The following is a 17,372-nucleotide window of genomic DNA, read 5'->3' on the forward strand; positions in this document are numbered from 1 at the left end:
TCACCTCGATGCTGGAGGGATCGATTTCATGGTTGATGACACTTTGTCCCATCAGCCATCGATGCAGCCAGTGGCCGTCGAGACCCGCCTCGTAGCACGACAAAACACGTACCGGCCGGCCATCTGCGGCCGCCTTCTTGCGCATGTCGGCAAGCCGGGCCGTCAAGGCGGCCAGGTCGCCGCCACCGATCGTATAGCGGCTCAGCTTCTGCGATCCCGGCAGCAACACGCCGAGTTCCATTTCGCTTGGCTCAGTTCAAAAGCCAGATAAACCGTGGCATGCTCCGCTGCGGCGGGTGTCTCAGTGCGATCGAGCTTGATCATCTTGGTCCTCCGAGGCTGGATGGTTTGCAATCTAATCCTACCTCTCCTGACCACCCGCCACCCATAGGATCTGAGGCGCGAGACGTGCGGTGCGAAGCAACGCACGAGGAGCCTCGAAGGACGACGGCCCGGCTACCAGCGCGGCCGCTCATCCTTCGAGCCTCGGCTTGCGATGCATACGCATCACAAGCCTCGCACCTCAGGATGACGGGATTAGGCAACGAAAGCATTCACATCGCCCGCCTTCACTCCGGCGCAGCCCCCACCGGCGGGCCGCCGGGCGGGCGGTGCAGGAAGGTCAGCGAGACGTAGGCGCCGACCCAGGAGCCGATCGCCGCGAAAGCGACATAGAAGGCGTTTTCCGTGTAGCTGATCACGGCATAGGAGGAGAGCAGGTACCAGATCGCGCTCCAGCTCGCCGCCGGCACGCGCTTGCGCGCGACTACGGCTGACGTGAACATCACATAGACCGCGTCCGTGGCCGCCGTTGCGAGGAGCACGGCGCCGGCGGTGAGGGGATCGACGGCAGTCATTGCATTCCCTTTCGTGATCGTGAAAAGCTTGCAACGTTAGCGGGAGCAGATAGGCATGCAAAGTCCGAGCGAGATACTCAAGGGCATCTGGACTTCTGTCGGTGGTGACGCCACAGCTCTGCAACGCGTGCGACTGACGGGCGAGGAGCCGCAGATCCCGTCATCGTTTCGGGTTGCCGTTGCCGGACAGACGACGATCGCCGCGGCTGGCCTTGCCGCTGCCGAAATCTGGAAGATGCGCGGCGGCGAGGCGCAGGACGTCAGCGTCGACATGCGTCACGCCGTCGTCGAATGCCGCTCCGAGCGTTATCTTCGCGTCAACGACAAGCCACCGTCACCAGCCTGGGACGCGATTGCCGGCGTCTACAGGACCGGCGATGGGCGCTTCGTCCGCTGCCACACCAATTTCAGGCATCACCGCGACGCCGTTTGCAAGGTGCTCGGCTGCGAGCCGGAGCGCGAGAAAGTGCAGGCCGCATTGATGCGATGGAAGGGCGAGGATTTTGAAACTGCGACTTACGCCGCCGGCGGCGTCGTCGCCCTGATGCGCAGCCATGACGAATGGTCCGCGCTGCCGCAGGCACGAGCGCTCGTCGAATTGCCGCTGATCTCGATCGAGAAGATCGGTGATGCCCCGCCAAAACCCTGGCCCGGACCGTTGTCGAGCGGCGATCGTCCGCTCTCAGGCCTTCGCGTGCTCGATCTTTCCCGCGTGATCGCAGGCCCGGTCGCCGGCCGTACGCTCGCGGCCCACGGCGCGGACGTGCTTCTGGTCTCGGGGCCTGAGCTGCCCGCCATTCCCTGGCTCACCATCGATACCGGCCGCGGCAAGCTCACCACGTTCATCGAGCTCAAGAGCGAGGCGGGGCAAGCGCAATTGCGCGGACTTCTGAAGGACGCCGACATCTTCTCGCAAGGCTATCGCCCGCGCGCCCTCGCAGCCCTCGGCTTTGCGCCGGAAGATGTAGCGAAGATCAATCCCGGCATCGTCTACGTCACGCTATCGGCCTATGGCCATGCCGGTCCTTGGGCGGAGCGGCGCGGCTTCGATTCCCTGGTGCAGACCACGACCGGCTTTAATCATGCCGAGGGACGGGCTGCCGGCATCGATGGGCCGAAGGAATTGCCGGCACAGATGCTCGACCACGCCACAGGCTATCTGATGGCGTTCGGCGCGATGATGGCCAAGGCCCGTCAGGTCCGCGAAGGCGGCAGCTGGCACGTGCGGGTGTCGCTGGCGCAGACCGGGCGTTGGCTGTGGAATCTCGGCCGGCTCGAGCATGGTTTGAACACCCCGGATCTTACGGGCGAGGCCGTACATGCTGCATTCATCGAGAGCATACCATCTGGCTTCGGCACGTTGAAGGCAGTGAAGCATTCAGCGGTGATGTCGAAAACGCCGGCACTATGGAGCCGTCCGGCGATGCCGCTCGGCAGTCATCCGCCCGAATGGCCGGTGCGAACCTGACGTGGAGCTGACGTGTCGCAAAATTTTAACGCAAACCGAAAGGCGATCGGTACTTTTTAGGTTGTTTGAAATCTGAATTCGGCACTATTAGCGCGATCGATCACGCAGTCATTTGCCGAGATCGTCGCAGACTAGACCGGGCCCCATGGTAGTTAAAAAGACCAAGCGATTGCAGGTGCTTACAAAACCGCGGATGATCGCATCCGTAGTTTTACTAGCTCTTGCCGGCGCTGGCGCCTATGGCTTTCTCTCCACAGGAGGCAAGCAGAAGAGCCACTCCGAAATCTCCAGCCAGTCGCGCAGGAATGCGCAGAACTTCACGCCGACGCCGTCCGAATGGGCGACGCTGACGATCGAGCCGGTCAAGGCCAAGACGTTCCGGGCTGAATATGTCACCGAAGGCAAGGTCGCGGTCGACGAGGACCGCTCGACGCCGGTGTTCTCGCCCTATGCCGGACGTGTGACCAAGCTGCTCGCCAAGCCCGGCGAGAGTCTGAAGCAGGGTCAACCGCTGTTCACGATCGAGGCCGCCGACACCGTGCAGGCGCAGAACGATTTCATCACGGCGATGACCTCGCAGAACAAGGCGAAGTCGGCGGTCGATCTCGCCGACATTCAGTTCAAGCGCGCCAAGGATCTCTATGAAGGCCACGCCATTCCGCTGAAGGATTATCAGCAGGCCGAAGCGACCCAGATCCAGGCGCAGAACGACGTGCGCTCCTCGGCGACGGCGCTGGAAGCTGCGCGAAACAAGCTGCGCATCCTCGGATTCACCGACGAGACTATCAAGACTTTCCAGGACAAGGGCGCCATCAATCCGGAGGTCACGATCTACTCGCCGATCGCGGGCACGGTCGTGCAGCGCAAGATCGGTCCGGGCCAGTACGTCAATTCCGGCGCCAGCGATCCGGTCTTCGTGATCGGCGATCTCTCCACGGTCTGGCTCACCGCCTTCGTACGCGAAAGCGATGCAGCTTCGGTCTGCATCGGGCAGGACATCACCGTCAATGTCATGGCGCTGCCGGGCCGTCCCTTGACCGCCAAGATCAACTATGTCGCCACGGCGATCGACCCCAGCACCCGCCGTCTCCTCGTCCGCGCCACCATCGACAACAAGGACGGACTGCTCAAGCCGGAGATGTTCGCCAACGTCACGATCTATTCCGCCGGCGACCGCGCCGCGCCAGCCGTGCCGAAGCAGGCGTTGATCTATGAAGCCGACCAGGTCCGCATCTGGGTCGCGCGCGAGGACAGGTCGGTCGAACTGCGCCAGATCAAGATCGGCCTCATCAACGGCAGTCTCGTCGAGGTCACCAGCAACCTCAAGCCCGGCGAGCAGATCATCACCAAGGGCAGCTTGTTCATCGACCGTGCGGCGTCCGGTAGCTAGTGCAGTGACGCTTGATTGAATCAACTACTCAGCGCGCGAGTTCACCTCGCCCCGCTTGCGGGGAGAGGTCGGATTGCGCCCTCGCGGAGAGTCCCCCTCACCCCAACCCTCTTCCCGCAAGCGGGGCGAGGGAGAACGCCTGAAGACCTGAATGGATCGCCTCGTCGCCCTTGCCGTCAACCGGCGCTTCCTGATGGTCGGCATGTTCGTCGCCGTATTGATCGGCGGCCTGATCGCGTTCAATCAGCTCAACATCGAAGCCTATCCCGACCCGACCCCGCCGATGGTCGACATCGTGACGCAGAGCCCCGGCCTGTCGGCGGAGGAGATCGAACGCTACATCACGATCCCGATCGAGACCCAGGTCGCCGGTCTGAAGAACCTCACGACCATCCGCACCATCTCGCTCTACGGCCTCTCCGACGTCAAACTCCAGTTCTCCTTCGCTTATACCTATGACGAGGCGCTGCAGCAGGTGTTGAACCGCCTGGCGCAGCTTGCGCCGCTGCCGGGCAACGTGCAGCCGCAGATATCCCCGCTCAGCCCGATCGGCGAAATCTTCCGCTACAGGCTGGTCGGTCCGCCGAACTACAGCGTGCTCGACCTCAAGACCATCCAGGACTGGATCCTCCAGCGCCGCTTCCGCGCCGTACCCGGCGTGATCGACGTGACGGGGTGGGGCGGCAAGAGCAAGACCTATGAGCTTCAGGTCGACTTCAACAAGCTGGTCGCCAACGGTCTGACGCTGCCGCAATTGCTCCAGGCCGTCGGCAACTCCAACGTCAATGTCGGCGGCAACACCGTCAATATCGGCCAGCAATCGGCCGTGGTGCGCGGCGTGGGTCTGATCCGGTCCATTGACGACCTCGCCAACACCATGGTGGCCCAGACCGGCGGCAATCCGGTGCTGGTGAAGGACGTCGCCACGGTTACGGTGGGCCAGAGGCCTCGTCTCGGTATCGCCGGCCTCGACGAGGCCGACGACATCGTGCAGGGCATCGTGCTGATGCGCCGTGGCGAGCAGAGCTCGCCGACGATCAAGCGCGTCCACCAACTCGTTCAAACCATCAACAATTCCAGCATCCTGCCGCCCGGCGTGCGCATCGAGCGCATCTACGACCGCGGCGACTTGATTGAGCTCACCACCCACACCGTGTTGCACAACATGGTGGTCGGCATTCTGCTGATCGTGCTGCTGCAATGGATTTTCCTCGGCAATTTGCGCAGCGCGCTGATCGTCGGCGCCACCATTCCGTTTGCGCTGTTCTTTGCCGTGATCATCCTGGTGTTGCGCGGGGAATCGGCAAACTTGTTGTCGGTTGGTGCGATCGATTTCGGCCTGATCGTCGATGCCACCGTCATCATGGTGGAAGCGATCTTCCGCCGCCTGACGCAAACCACGCCGCTCACCGAATTCGAGCATGTCTCGCCCGAGACGCTGTTCGGCATGAAGAGCCATGCCATCCTCAGCGCCGCGGCCGATGTGTCGCGCTCTATCTTCTTTGCCGCGGCCATCATCATCGCCGCGTTCCTGCCGCTGTTCACGCTCTCCGGCGTCGAGGGCAACATCTTCGGACCGATGGCGCGTACCTATGCCTACGCGCTCGCCGGCGGGCTCCTTGCGACCTTCACCGTCACCCCGGCGCTGTCCGCGATCATCCTGCCCGCGCATGTCGAGGAGACCGAGACGAGGATCATGCTGATCCTGCACCGGATCTACATGCCGGTGCTGAATTGGGCGGTCGCCAACCGCAAGATCATGCTCGCGGGCGCGCTCGGTCTCGTGCTGATGACGGTGGCGCTCAGCCGGCTGCTCGGCCTCGAATTCCTGCCCAAGCTGGAGGAGGGCAATCTGTGGATCCGCGCCACGCTGCCGCCGACCATCTCGCTCCAGGAAGGCAACACCTACGTCAATGAGATGCGCAAGCTGATACGCGCCCGGCCCGAAGTGGAATCCGTGGTTTCGCAGCACGGCCGTCCGGATGACGGCACCGACGCGGCGGGCTTCTTCAATGCCGAATTTTTTGCGCCGCTCAAGCCCGCCAGCGATTGGCCCGGCACGCATGACAAGGAGGAACTGACCGCGCAGTTGCTCAAGCAGCTCGACGACCGCTTCCCCGGGGTCGAGTTCAACTTCTCGCAATATCTCCAGGACAACGTCTCCGAAGCCGTCTCCGGCGTGAAGGGCGAGAACTCGATCAAACTGTTCGGCAGCGATCTGCAGGCGCTCACCGACACCGCCAACAAGATCAAGTCGGTGCTGGCGACGGTGCAGGGCGTCACCGACCTTGCGGTGTTCACCTCGCTCGGACAGCCGACCATCCAGATCGACATCGACCGCGCCAAGGCCGCGCGCTATGGGCTCGCGCCCGGCGACATCAACGCCACCATCAAGGTCGCGATCGGCGGCGACACCGCGGGCGATCTCTATGAGCCCGGAAGCGACCGCCACTTCCCGATCATCGTTCGCCTTGCGCCGGAATTCCGCAGGAGCGCCGAGGCGATCCAGAACCTGCGGATCGGCGCGCCCGGCCCGAACGGCACCGTCACGCAGATCCCCCTCAGCGAGGTCGCCAGCATCAGCCTCGTCTCGGGTGCGGCGTACATCTACCGCGAGCAGCAGGAGCGCTATCTCCCGATCAAGTTCTCGGTGCGCGAGCGCGACCTCGGTAGCGCGATCCGCGAAGCGCAGCAGAAGATCGCCGATCAGGTACAATTGCCGCCCGGCGCGCACATGGACTGGGTCGGCGAGTTCGGCAATCTTCAGGACGCGATCCGGCGGCTGTCGATCGTGGTACCGATCTCGTTGGCGCTGATCGGCGTCCTGCTCTGGTTCAATTTCGGCTCGATGACCGACACGCTGCTCGCCATGAGCGTGATCCCGATGGCGATCTTCGGCGGAGTGCTCGGGCTATTGATCACCGGTACGGCGTTCAGCGTCTCCGCCGCCATCGGCTTCATCGCGCTGTTCGGCATCGCCGTGATGGACGGCATCATCATCCTGTCGCAGTTCAACCAGCTGATCGACGAAGGCATGGACCGCATGAGCGCGGTGATCCGCACCGGCGAATTGCAGCTCCGGCCGGTGCTGATGACCTGCGTCGTCGCCGGCATCGGTCTGCTGCCTGCCGCCCTGTCGGAGGGCATCGGCTCGCAGGTGCAAAAGCCGCTCGCCGTCGTGGTCGTCACCGGCATGATGCTGGCGCCGGTCGTGATCCTAGTGACCCTGCCGGTGCTGATCTCCTTCTTCTCGCGACGCGCGCGCTAGGGCAATCAGAACCCGTAAAGCCGCGCCGGATTGTCGGCCAGGATCTTCTTGCGGACATCCGCATCCGGCGCCCACACCGGAAGCTGATTAAGCAGGCGGCCGTCGTCGATCTGGTAGAGCGGCGCGACGTCGGTTGCTTTTCGGCCCGGCACCTGGCTCGAATCCGGATGCGGCCAGTCGGTGCCCCAGACGATGCGATCCGCGTTCGCCGCGATCAGCGCGCGGGCATAGGGAACCATGTCCTGGTAGTCGGGTGCGAGCTTAGACGAGCGGTAGGCTCCCGAAATCTTCACATAGGCCTTGCCGGATTTGACGAGCGCGACCAGGTCGGAGAATCCCGGCTGCTCCAGTCCGAGCGAAGCCTCGAGCCCGCCGAAATGGTCGAACACGGCGGGCACCGGTGCGGCCAGCACCAGGTCCTTGATCGCCGAGATCATCGGCAGCGTCGTGTAGAGCTGCACGTGCCAGCCGCGCGCCTTCATGTGCTCGACGGCCGCCGTGAAGCGGGCGCGGCCGACATTGGGATCGCTGATGCCGCCGGTCGCGAGATTGATGCGGATGCCGCGGAAGCCGTCCGCCTGCATCGCATCGAGCTCCGCCTCCGTCGTCTTGTCGTCGATCACGGCGACCCCGCGCGCGGTCGCGCCGCGCGCCTTCATGCCGAACAGGGTGGAGGAGTTGTCGGTCCCGTAGACGCTCGGGGTGACGATCACCACCCGCTCGATATGCAGCGCCTTGTGCAGTGCCGCCATTTCTTCCGGGCTCGCCGGCTCCGGCGTATAGACGCGCCCGGCGAAGAACGGAAACTTTTCGACATCGTCATGGATATGAGTGTGGCAGTCGCAGGCATGCGGCGGCACGTCGAAATTGACCTGCGTCGCGGGCTGCGACGGCTTGGCGCGGGCTTTGTCGGTCATCGCTACTCCGGCGGCAAGGGAGACAAGCAGGAGGCTGCGTCGGTTGAGCATGGTTGTCCCCTGCTTATCTTTTGGCGACGGGCACCGGAAGAATATCACATCAGCCGGACAACCGTTGCGCTTCGCTGCATGGCTGCTCGACAAGGTCCGCAAGCGGGCGTGAGCCGTCAACGCGTACCACCGGGCAGGGCAGGCCGGCGAGCCACGCTTCATGCTTTGCAAGATTGCGGCCTTCGCGATCAGCGGCCTCGTAATGGGAGGCCCATTCGATGAACGCTTCGGTCTCGTCATGGCGCCAGCCACCCGGCGCGACGGCATCGGCGCCGAAATGGGCGGCCTCGCGCGCGCAATCGCATCAACCGGATTTCGCGCGGCGCGGCCGCGAAGACGACGAGATCGAAGAGCGGCATGAGCTCCTCGCCCCAGCCGGTGACGGATCCGCTCAGCACCCAATCGAGACTCGGCAGAAACATCTCGCGCATCAGGCGCAGGCGCTCGGAGGCGGGGCGCGTGGTCTGGTAGGGCGGCGCAGTCGGCAACCAGAAATAATCATCGCTGTCGTGATGGGGAGGGCAAGCCTGTCGGCGAGCGCGCGACCGAGCGTCGTCACGCCGGAGCCTGAAGCTCCCATCAGATGGATGCGACGACTCTTCATCGGCACCGGCCAGAAGATTTGAGACTACTGCCCCGACGGCGTGCGCAACCCGTGCCAGGCGTCGCGGACCTGCTGGTAGTGCACCTCGGGTAGGTAGTCCGGCGTGTTCAGGCTCAGCGTCTTGACGTCGAGGCGGCCGACAGCGCTCAGCAGCGTGTAGGACGCGATCACGCGGTCGCGCAGCGCACCGATCAGGCGGGCCCTGGCTTGGATCAGGTCGGCCTGCGAGTTCAAGACGTCGACGGTCGTGCGCTGTCCGCCGGCCGCTTCGCGCTGCACGCCTTGCAATGCCACGCTTGCCGCCTTCACTTCGGACTCCGAGGCCGAGACGGCGATCTTGGCCCCCTCATTGGTGACCCAGGCGCTCGTCGCTGCCGTGCGCGCTTGGTTGCGCACCTGGTCGAGCACGAGCCGGCTCTGCGCCGTGATCTCCTTGGCTTGCCGCGTCTGCGAGGCGGCCTGGCCGCCATCATAGATTGGTGCGGTGACGTTGGCGACGATCGAGGCCTGGTCTTCTGCGAGGGTGCCGAGCGTCGGGTCGTTGTTGCGGCTGCGGCTGGCGCTGCCTTGAATGCTCGCGCTCGGCAGCAGCGTGCCTTCGGCGATGCGGATGGTGGTGGAGGCGACATCGACGTCGAAGCTAGCTGCCATCACCGCAGGATGCTCGCGGATCGCCATCGTCATCGCGTCCTCGCGGCTCCTTGGCAGATAGCGATCGACGACCTCGGCGGGCCGAAGCTGCGACGGCGTATTTCCGACCACCTGGGCGTAGGTCGCCTGGCTCACCGCCAGCGCGACTTCGGCGGCATTGAGATCGGCGAGCCCGCGGTTGAGCCGGGCCTCGGCCTGTGCACTGTCGGTCGGCGTGACGTCTCCGGCGTTGAGGCGGCGCTGAGTGACGGCGAGCGTCTCGCGCAGGAACGCGACGTTGGAGCGCTGGGCCTCGACCAGCGACTGGTTGGCCAGCACGTTGGTGTAGGCGGTCACCGCGTCCAGCAGCACGCCCTGACCGACATTGCGCAGCGCCTCGCGGCCCGACTGCACCTGGAGCTCCGCCATCCGCACGCTGTTGGCGGTACGGAAGCCGTTGAACAGGGTCTGCGTCACGGTGACGCCGATAATCCATGGTTTCAGGTTTGCGGTCTGGATGGTGTTGTCAGGCAGCAAATTGCGCACCGATTGCAGACCGGCGCTGAGGCTTGCCACGATCTGCGGGCGGTAGCCGGCGAGCGCCTGCGGCACGTTCTCGTCGGTGGCGCGCTGCCGCGCGCGCTCGGCATTGAGCTGCGGATTGGTCTGGTAGGCTTTTGCCAGCGCTTCCGGCAAGGCTTCAGCCTTGGCGGTGGCAGTCACGACGCAGGAAAGCGCCAGCGCGGTCCATGTCGCCAGGACAGGAGCCACGCCCAATCGATGCCGCATCATCACGCGACCAGCTCTGGCGGCACGCCCAATCATGTAATCCCGCAAACTTTCGGCTGTCCGCCCCCGCCGACAGTCGCCCTCGTACCTGTTTAACCAGCGCCGGTCCCGCAGGCAAACTGCCGCGGGCAAAACCCCCATGTATTCCGTGCTTGTTGCAGCTTCGTCACAGGGATTCTGCTGGAGGCGTCAGAGCCTTGCACCAGCCTTACCTGCGCTTGTCTTGCCGGTGCTCGCCTTAGCGGTTCTTGTTCACCGGCTTGCGCTTCTCGATGAACGCCGCCATGCCCTCCGAGCGGTCTTCCAGCGCGAAGGTCGAATGGAACAGGTTGCGCTCGACGCTCATGCCCTCGGCGAGCGTGGTCTCGAAGGCGCGGTTGACCGCTTCCTTGGCCATCGCGACTGCGGGCCGTGACATCGCGGCGATCTTCTCGGCCGCCGCCATCACCTCGTCCATCAGCTTGTCAGCGGGCACGATGCGGCTGACGAGGCCGCTTCGCTCGGCTTCGGCTGCATCCATCATGCGGCCGGTGAGGCAAAGGTCCATCGCCTTGGACTTGCCGATCGCGCGCGTCAGGCGCTGGGTGCCGCCGATGCCCGGAATGGTGCCGAGCGTGATCTCGGGTTGGCCGAATTTGGCGGTGTCGGCGGCGATGATGAAATCGCACATCATCGCGAGCTCGCAGCCGCCGCCGAGCGCATAGCCTGCGACCGCGGCAATCGTCGGCTTGCGGCAGCGCGCGATGCGATCGCCGCCAATCGCGGCAAAGTCCTCGGAGAACATGTCAATGAAGCCCTTCGGCTGCATCTCCTTGATGTCGGCGCCAGCGGCAAAGGCCTTCTCGCTGCCGGTCACGACGATGCAGCCGATCACGTCATCGGCCTCCAGATCGTCGACGGCGGAGGCGATCTCGCGGAACACGCCGAAGGAGAGCGCGTTGAGCATCTTCGGCCGGTTCAGCTTGATGATGCCGACCGCGCCTTTGCTTTCGACGATGATGTGATCGAATGTGCTCATGCTCCACCCACGCATTTGAATGAGCGGGCAATGTGCCCGCTGGCGCGGTGGGCTTCAAGAGGGCCAAACGCCCCGCAGGGACGCGCGTGCCGCGCGTCCTTACGGAACCGGCCGTCAGGCCATGAACATGCGCGCGGCGGAGGCCAGCGTCAGCAGCGTGCCGACGCCGATGAAGATCTTGCCGATCAGCGAACTCTGGTCCCAGGCCGAATTCTGCTGGCTGCTCGCCATCACCGGCGCCGGCCGCGGTTGTGCGTCGGTCGCGGCAATAACCGCCTTCTGCGCAGTCGGGTTGTCCTGTTGCAGGGCACGGTCGAGGTCGTTGAGCTGGTCGGGTGGGACCACTTGGTTCTCGGAGCCGGAGGTGGCGGTATCATCGGCCGCTGCCTGCACATTGTCGTTGGCGCGACCGGTCATCGCGGAGGCTGCCGCCGCGGGCGGCGTATCGCCGGCCGCGAGCTGTGCATTGGCGTCGGCGACTGCGGGCGGCATCTGGCTGGAGGCCGGCACGTCGCTGGCGGCCTTTGCATCGCCAGCCTTTGCATCGCCAGCCTTGGCGTCGTCGGCCTTTGCCGCCTCTTTCTTGTCGGCGCTGTCGCCCGATGATTTCTGCGCCGTCTTGCTATCTGTGCGATGGTGAGAATCCTGATGAGAATCTCGGCGCCGCTGCTTGCCGGATTTGACCTCATCTGCCTGCTTGCTCGCACCGTCCGGCTTGGAGCTTGCAGCCGAGCTTGGCGCCGCCTGCGCCGCGTCCCCGAACAGCACGAATACCGCGGCCAAAAGAAGCAATGCCGCACGCCTGCTGGCTTTCAACATGTTGAGGGTCTCCCCGATTGCGCCATCCCGAACCGAACAGAGACCCCGGCGCATGACGACAGCGGGGCAAAAAATGGGAATCTTCGGGCTAGACCGGGCGAAAGCGGGGCAAATCAGGGCAGCGCCCCAGCCACCCGGATGCGAGTCGAACCGATCGGTGTTATGAGCCTCCCGGCCTTTAGGCTGGATCGGAGCCTTTGGGTTGCGTCCTGATCACGACTTCGTGATCCCCTGGAGTGCCGGCGTAACAAATTGAAAGAGCGGCCGAATTGCCGTGTAGGAGCGCGCGTGCGCGGACGTGAGGACGAGTGGACCGGCCTGATGCGGTCGGCCATGGGAGGGGATGATGCAGCGTATCATCGTCTGTTGAGGGCGGTCACGCCGGTGCTGCGCGCTGCCGCGAGGCGCGGCCTGGCGCGGGCCGGGCAGCCTCCCGACCAGGCCGAGGATATCGTGCAGGAGATTTTGTTGGCGGTGCATCTGAAGCGACACACCTGGGACAGCGAAGCCTCCTTCGCGCCTTGGCTGTTCGCGATCGGCCGCAACAAGCTGATCGATGCGCTGCGGCGGCGGGGCCGGCGGATCTTCGTCAACATCGACGACTTCGCCGAGACGCTGCCGGGTGAGGCGCCGCAGGAGACGGCGTCCGCGGGCGAGGTCGCGGCGCAGCTCGATACCTTGCCGCAGCGCCAGCGTGACGTGTTGCAGTCGATCGCGGTCGAAAGCGCCTCGATCAAGGATACGGCGGCAAGATTTTCGATGAGCGAAGGCGCGGTGCGGGTCGCGCTGCATCGCGGACTTTCGGCCCTCACCGCCAAACTGCGGGACCACTAGGATGGATACCGACCAACTCATTCGCACGCTTGCGGCCGATAATGCCCACCGCGCCCCGCGCGTCGGCGCCATGCTGACCATGGCGCTGCTGGTGGCCGCACCCTTGTCGATCCTGATTTTCGCCACCTTCCTTGGCGTGCGTCACGACCTGATGAGCGCCATGCGCAATCCGTTCTTCGACATGAAGTTCGCGGTGACGCTGTCGCTCGCGATTCCCGCCATCATCGTCAGCCTGCACCTGTCGCGGCCTGAGGCTCTTTTGCGTGGCTGGGGCTGGTTGCTGCTGCTTCCCGTCGGCTTGCTTGCCGTCGCGATCGGCGGCGAGATGATGATGGCGCCGGCGATGCCGATGACGATGCGAATGGTCGGCAAGAACTCCAGGGTGTGCCTGTCCGCGATCCCGGCGATGTCGCTGCCGCTGCTTGCTGGCGCGCTGTTCGGTCTGCGGCATGGCGCGCCGTCGCGCCCTGCGCTCGCAGGCGCGCTCGCCGGTCTGGCGTCGGCCGGGCTCGCCGCGACGCTCTATGCCTCGCACTGCACCGACGACTCCCCGTTGTTCGTCGCGACCTGGTACACGCTCGCAACCGCGCTGGTGACCGCGATCGGTGCGCTGGTGGGATCGAAAGTGCTGCGCTACTGAGCCTGCGGCCCGTTGAAGCACGTGCCCATCAAAGTCTGCGAGCCGGCGCACTCCGTAATATGGCGCAACGTCCCTTATCCGCGGCGTCGGTGCTTCACATGCGCGCGATGCGACTCAATTCATGAATGGCGGACATAGGTTCATGCCATCGTGAAGGGCTAAGCCAGATCGCACCTGGAAACTAACCTCGGTTGGAAGACTTCTAGCCAGAGCGTCGCCGGACGCTGCTGTAGCAAGGGACATGCCCAACCATGCGAAAACCCAGCGCATTCGAAATGTCGCGGCGGAACCTTCTGATCGGAACCGCCACGTCAGTTGCGGTCGGCGCCGCGCCGCGCGCCGCCCAGGCCCAGAATTCCGCCGCCGGATCTCCTCTCATGGCTGAGGAGCCCGTGATGGCGACGGTTTCTCTCAGCGTCAACCATGAGCTCCGCGCGCTCAAGCTGGATACCCGCACCACACTTCTCGATGCGCTGCGCGAACATCTCCATCTCACCGGCACCAAGAAGGGCTGCGACCATGGTCAATGCGGTGCCTGCACCGTGATCGTCGGCGGACAGCGTATCAATTCATGTCTGACGCTGGCGGTCATGCATGAAGGCGACAACGTCATCACGATCGAGGGGCTTGGTACACCGGAACACATGCATCCGATGCAGACCGCCTTCGTCAAGCACGATGGTTTCCAGTGCGGCTATTGCACGCCGGGACAGATCTGCTCGGCCGTTGCCGTGCTGGATGAGATCAAGGCCGGAATTCCCAGTCACGTTACTGGCGACCTGAATGCCGCCCTGCAATTGACGAACGCTGAACTGCGCGAGCGCATGAGCGGCAACATCTGCCGCTGTGGCGCCTATTCCAACATCGCCGAGGCGATCACCGAGGTTGCCGGGAGGCCTGCATGAAGTCCTTTACCTATGAGAAGGCGAATTCGCCCGCGGCGGCTGCGTCCGCTGCCGTGAAGACCGGCAACGCCAAATTCATCGCCGGCGGCACCAATCTGCTCGCCCTGATGAAGCTTGAAATCGAGACGCCGGCTCATCTGATCGACGTCAACGGCCTGGCCTTCGATAAGATCGAACCGACGCCCGAAGGTGGCTTGCGGATCGGTGCCCTGGTGCGCAACACGATCCTGGCTGCCGACGCGCGGGTCCGGCGTGACTATGGTCTGCTCTCGCGCGCGCTGCTTGCCGGCGCGTCCGGGCAATTGCGCAACAAGGCGACCACGGCCGGCAATTTGCTGCAGCGAACGCGTTGCCCGTATTTCTATGACACCAACCAGCCGTGCAACAAACGCGCCCCCGGCAGCGGCTGCGCCGCCATCGGCGGCGTGACCCGCCAGCATGCGGTGATCGGCTCCAGCGATGCCTGCATCGCGACGCACCCGAGCGACATGGCGATTGCCATGCGGGCCCTCGATGCGACCGTCCAGACGGTTCGTCCGGACGGTTCGACCCGAAATATTCCGATCGCCGATCTCCACCGTCTGCCGGGAGACACGCCGCACATCGAGACGACGCTTGCGGCCGGCGAACTGATCACGTCCGTGACGCTTCCAAGACCCGCTGGCGGAACGCATATTTACCGGAAAGTGCGTGACCGCGCCTCCTACGCATTCGCGTTGGTTTCGGTCGGAGCGATCGTCCAGCGCGATGGATCAGGTCGTGTCGCCGTCGGAGGTGTCGCTCACAAGCCGTGGCGGATCGAGGCAGCGGAAGCCGAGATGCCACGCGGCGCCAAGGCCGTCGCAGCACGTCTGCTCGACGGTGCCCGGCCGACGCGGGATAACGTATTCAAGCTGGCCTTGGTCGAGCGCACGCTCGCCGCCGTGCTGGCCGAAGCGAAGGGCTGAGCCATGAAGTTCGATACGCCCGCGACCACGAATCCGATCGACCAGCTCAAGATCATCGGGCATGCGACGAGCCGGATCGACGGTCCTCTCAAGACGACGGGGAGGGCAACCTACGCTCATGAATGGCACGACGCCGGCTCGCGCCCTGCACCTGCCTACGGCTACATTGTCGGGTCTGCCATCGCCAAGGGCCGGATCGCGTCGATCGATCTGTCCCGCGCCAAAGCCGCGCCGGGTGTCATCTCGATCGTCACAGCCGAGAATGCCGGCAAGCTCGGCAAGGGCAATTACAACACGGCGAAGCTGCTCGGCGGCCCCGAGATCGACCATTATCACCAGGCCGTCGCGGTCGTCGTCGCCGAAACGTTCGAGCAGGCCCGTGCCGCGGCCCATCTTGTCCAGGTCAACTACAACGCGGCGAAGGGCTCGTTCGACCTGTCGGCCGGACGGGACGGTGCCGCCAAACCTCCCGGTCGCGGTGATAGCCAGCCAGATACGACCGTCGGCGATTTTCCGGGTGCCTTCGCCGCCGCGCCGGTGCAGCTTGATGCGACCTACACCACCCCGGATCAAGCCCATGCCATGATGGAGCCGCATGCGTCGATGGCGGCCTGGGAGGGCGACAAGCTGACGCTGTGGACATCCAACCAGATGATCGCCTGGACGACCGAGGACGTCGCAAAGACGCTTGGCTTGCCGAAAGAGAACGTTCGCCTCATTTCGCCCTTCATCGGAGGGGGGTTTGGCGGAAAATTGTTTCTCCGGTCGGACGCGGTCCTCGCGGCACTCGGCGCCCGTGCTGCGAAGCGTCCGGTCAAGGTCGCGATGCAGCGTCCCCTGATGTTCAACAACACGACGCATCGTCCGGCGACCATCCAGCGAATTCGCATCGGCGCGACCCGGGATGGCAAGATCACCGCGATTGGACACGAGAGCTGGTCGGGCAATTTACCGGACGGCAGGCCGGAGACGGCGGTCCAGCAGACCCGTCTGCTCTATTCCGGCGAGAACCGAATGACGGCGTTGCGTCTGGCCATGCTCGATCTGCCCGAGGGCAACGCCATGCGGGCTCCCGGAGAGGCGCCTGGCATGATGGCGCTCGAGATCGCCATGGACGAGATGGCGGAGCGATTGAATCTCGATCCGATCGAATTCCGCGCGCGCAACGACACCCAGGTCGATCCCGAACATCCCAACCGTCCTTTCTCGCAGCGTCAACTCGTGGAATGCATGCGTCTTGGCGCGGAACGCTTCGGTTGGAGCGCGCGAAATGCCGAGCCTGGCAAGCGGCGTGAAGGCCGTTGGCTGGTGGGCGTCGGCATGGCCGCCGCGTTCCGCAACAACCTTCTGATGAAGTCGGGTGCGCGCGTCCGTCTCGACCGACGCGGGATCGTGACTGTCGAGACCGATATGACGGACATCGGAACAGGCAGCTACACCATCATCGCCCAGACCGCGGCGGAGATGATGGGCGTGCCGGTCGAAAAGGTCGTGGTGCGCCTCGGCGACTCCCGTTTCCCCGTGTCAGCCGGCTCCGGCGGCCAGTTCGGTGCGAACAACTCGACATCGGGCGTCTATGCAGCCTGCGTCAAGCTGCGCGAGGCGGTGGCGCAGAAGCTCGGCTTCAACTCTGCAGACGTCGCCTTCTCGGATGGACAAGTGTCCTGGGGCAACCGGAGCGCCCCGCTGGGACAGGCGGCTTCCGAAAGCGAGCTCGTGGCGGAGGATTCGATCGAATATGGCGATCTCGCCAAGACCCATCAGCAATCGACGTTCGGCGCACATTTCGTCGAGCTCGGCGTGGACGCAGCGACCGCGGAGATCCGGGTTCGCCGCATGCTCGCCGTCTGTGCCGCGGGCCGTGTCCTCAACCCGACGACCGCACGCAGCCAGGTGATCGGCGCAATGACGATGGGCGTCGGTGCGGCGCTGATGGAAGAGCTGGCGGTGGACAAGCGCACCGGCCTCTTCGTCAACCATGATCTCGCCGGTTACGAAGTCCCCGTCCATGCCGACATTCCGCACCAGGATACGATCTTCCTGGACGAAACCGACCCGATGTCTTCGCCGATGAAGGCCAAGGGGATCGGTGAACTCGGGCTATGCGGCGTCGCTGCGGCGTTGGCCAACGCCATCTACAATGCGATCGGCGTACGCGTGCGGGACTACCCGATCACGCTCGACAAGCTGCTGCATCGCATGCCCGATGCCTGACATTGGCGGCGGCACGCGGTC

At 64.6% G+C, this 17,372-nt stretch carries 13 protein-coding genes and 2 pseudogenes; 8 read left to right on the forward strand and 7 right to left on the reverse strand.

The genetic code is table 11. The features are described 5' to 3' along the window. Positions 1-241 (reverse strand): annotated as a pseudogene (locus IVA82_RS09580) (IS110 family transposase); the annotation flags it as partial. A 328-nt stretch (positions 242-569) separates the two neighbouring features. Further along, on the reverse strand, positions 570-857 hold the full coding sequence (locus tag IVA82_RS09585) for a hypothetical protein (RefSeq protein ID WP_247383231.1): 288 nt from the start codon (positions 855-857) through the stop codon (positions 570-572). Positions 858-912: 55 nt separating this feature from the next. On the opposite strand from IVA82_RS09585, the gene IVA82_RS09590 reads away from it, so the two are divergent. From IVA82_RS09590 to IVA82_RS09600, 3 genes are all read left to right on the forward strand, one after another. Then, positions 913-2,325: a CoA transferase gene (locus IVA82_RS09590; RefSeq protein WP_247383233.1), complete on the forward strand. Its 1,413-nt coding sequence runs from the start codon at positions 913-915 to the stop codon at positions 2,323-2,325. A 145-nt stretch (positions 2,326-2,470) separates the two neighbouring features. Continuing rightward, positions 2,471-3,715 (forward strand): efflux RND transporter periplasmic adaptor subunit, encoded by a 1,245-nt coding sequence (locus tag IVA82_RS09595; RefSeq protein ID WP_247383234.1) that lies wholly within the window; start codon positions 2,471-2,473, stop codon positions 3,713-3,715. A 151-nt stretch (positions 3,716-3,866) separates the two neighbouring features. Continuing rightward, the gene (locus tag IVA82_RS09600) at positions 3,867-6,983 is read left to right on the forward strand and encodes a CusA/CzcA family heavy metal efflux RND transporter (protein ID WP_247383235.1); all 3,117 of its coding nucleotides are present in this window, start codon (positions 3,867-3,869) and stop codon (positions 6,981-6,983) included. A gap of 5 nt (positions 6,984-6,988) precedes the next feature. Here IVA82_RS09600 and IVA82_RS09605 read toward each other — a convergent pair whose 3' ends face one another. The 5 genes and pseudogenes from IVA82_RS09605 to IVA82_RS09625 all read right to left on the reverse strand — a co-directional run bounded on the left by IVA82_RS09605 (position 6,989) and on the right by IVA82_RS09625 (position 11,811). After that, the gene (locus tag IVA82_RS09605; RefSeq protein WP_247383236.1) at positions 6,989-7,951 is read right to left on the reverse strand and encodes an amidohydrolase family protein; all 963 of its coding nucleotides are present in this window, start codon (positions 7,949-7,951) and stop codon (positions 6,989-6,991) included. A 49-nt stretch (positions 7,952-8,000) separates the two neighbouring features. After that, a pseudogene (locus IVA82_RS48925) lies at positions 8,001-8,555 on the reverse strand (hypothetical protein). A 24-nt stretch (positions 8,556-8,579) separates the two neighbouring features. Beyond that, on the reverse strand, positions 8,580-9,977 hold the full coding sequence (locus IVA82_RS09615; RefSeq protein ID WP_247383274.1) for a TolC family outer membrane protein: 1,398 nt from the start codon (positions 9,975-9,977) through the stop codon (positions 8,580-8,582). 235 nt (positions 9,978-10,212) lie between these two features. Next, the gene (locus IVA82_RS09620) at positions 10,213-10,992 is read right to left on the reverse strand and encodes an enoyl-CoA hydratase (protein WP_247383239.1); all 780 of its coding nucleotides are present in this window, start codon (positions 10,990-10,992) and stop codon (positions 10,213-10,215) included. Between the two features lie 114 nt (positions 10,993-11,106). Beyond that, entirely contained in the window at positions 11,107-11,811 is a 705-nt protein-coding gene (locus IVA82_RS09625; protein ID WP_247383241.1) for a hypothetical protein, read from the reverse strand. Positions 11,812-12,099: 288 nt separating this feature from the next. Between IVA82_RS09625 and IVA82_RS09630 the strand changes: the two genes are divergently transcribed. The 5 genes from IVA82_RS09630 (at position 12,100) to paoC (ending at position 17,351) form a co-directional block, all read left to right on the forward strand. After that, complete coding sequence (locus IVA82_RS09630) at positions 12,100-12,645, forward strand: sigma-70 family RNA polymerase sigma factor (protein WP_247383243.1); 546 nt, start codon at positions 12,100-12,102, stop codon at positions 12,643-12,645. A 1-nt stretch (position 12,646) separates the two neighbouring features. Continuing rightward, positions 12,647-13,285 carry a DUF1109 domain-containing protein gene (locus IVA82_RS09635; RefSeq protein WP_247383245.1) on the forward strand — a complete coding sequence of 213 codons (639 nt, stop codon included), beginning with the start codon at positions 12,647-12,649 and terminating at the stop codon, positions 13,283-13,285. Positions 13,286-13,536: 251 nt separating this feature from the next. Further along, positions 13,537-14,190, forward strand: a complete 654-nt coding sequence (paoA, locus tag IVA82_RS09640) for an aldehyde dehydrogenase iron-sulfur subunit PaoA (protein WP_247383247.1) — start codon at positions 13,537-13,539, stop codon at positions 14,188-14,190. Then, entirely contained in the window at positions 14,187-15,137 is a 951-nt protein-coding gene (locus IVA82_RS09645; RefSeq protein WP_247383248.1) for a xanthine dehydrogenase family protein subunit M, read from the forward strand. Before paoA ends, IVA82_RS09645 begins: the two co-directional genes overlap by 4 nt. A 3-nt stretch (positions 15,138-15,140) precedes the next feature. After that, positions 15,141-17,351, forward strand: coding sequence for an aldehyde oxidoreductase molybdenum-binding subunit PaoC (paoC, locus tag IVA82_RS09650; RefSeq protein ID WP_247383249.1), 2,211 nt, complete (start codon positions 15,141-15,143; stop codon positions 17,349-17,351). The last annotated feature ends 21 nt before the right edge of the window (positions 17,352-17,372 follow it).

The sequence above is a fragment of the Bradyrhizobium sp. 142 genome, from assembly GCF_023074015.1.
GTDB lineage: Bacteria > Pseudomonadota > Alphaproteobacteria > Rhizobiales > Xanthobacteraceae > Bradyrhizobium.

Excerpts from the sequence above, each read along its gene's own strand:
- IVA82_RS09585 (WP_247383231.1), bottom strand. The coding sequence starts at position 857 with ATGACTGCCGTCGATCCCCTCACCGCCGGCGCCGTGCTCCTCGCAACG.
- IVA82_RS09590 (WP_247383233.1), top strand. The coding sequence starts at position 913 with ATGCAAAGTCCGAGCGAGATACTCAAGGGCATCTGGACTTCTGTCGGT.
- IVA82_RS09595 (WP_247383234.1), top strand. The coding sequence starts at position 2,471 with ATGGTAGTTAAAAAGACCAAGCGATTGCAGGTGCTTACAAAACCGCGG.
- IVA82_RS09600 (WP_247383235.1), top strand. The coding sequence starts at position 3,867 with ATGGATCGCCTCGTCGCCCTTGCCGTCAACCGGCGCTTCCTGATGGTC.
- IVA82_RS09605 (WP_247383236.1), bottom strand. The coding sequence starts at position 7,951 with ATGCTCAACCGACGCAGCCTCCTGCTTGTCTCCCTTGCCGCCGGAGTA.
- IVA82_RS09615 (WP_247383274.1), bottom strand. The coding sequence starts at position 9,977 with ATGATGCGGCATCGATTGGGCGTGGCTCCTGTCCTGGCGACATGGACC.
- IVA82_RS09620 (WP_247383239.1), bottom strand. The coding sequence starts at position 10,992 with ATGAGCACATTCGATCACATCATCGTCGAAAGCAAAGGCGCGGTCGGC.
- IVA82_RS09625 (WP_247383241.1), bottom strand. The coding sequence starts at position 11,811 with ATGTTGAAAGCCAGCAGGCGTGCGGCATTGCTTCTTTTGGCCGCGGTA.
- IVA82_RS09635 (WP_247383245.1), top strand. The coding sequence starts at position 12,647 with ATGGATACCGACCAACTCATTCGCACGCTTGCGGCCGATAATGCCCAC.
- paoA (WP_247383247.1), top strand. The coding sequence starts at position 13,537 with ATGCGAAAACCCAGCGCATTCGAAATGTCGCGGCGGAACCTTCTGATC.
- IVA82_RS09645 (WP_247383248.1), top strand. The coding sequence starts at position 14,187 with ATGAAGTCCTTTACCTATGAGAAGGCGAATTCGCCCGCGGCGGCTGCG.
- paoC (WP_247383249.1), top strand. The coding sequence starts at position 15,141 with ATGAAGTTCGATACGCCCGCGACCACGAATCCGATCGACCAGCTCAAG.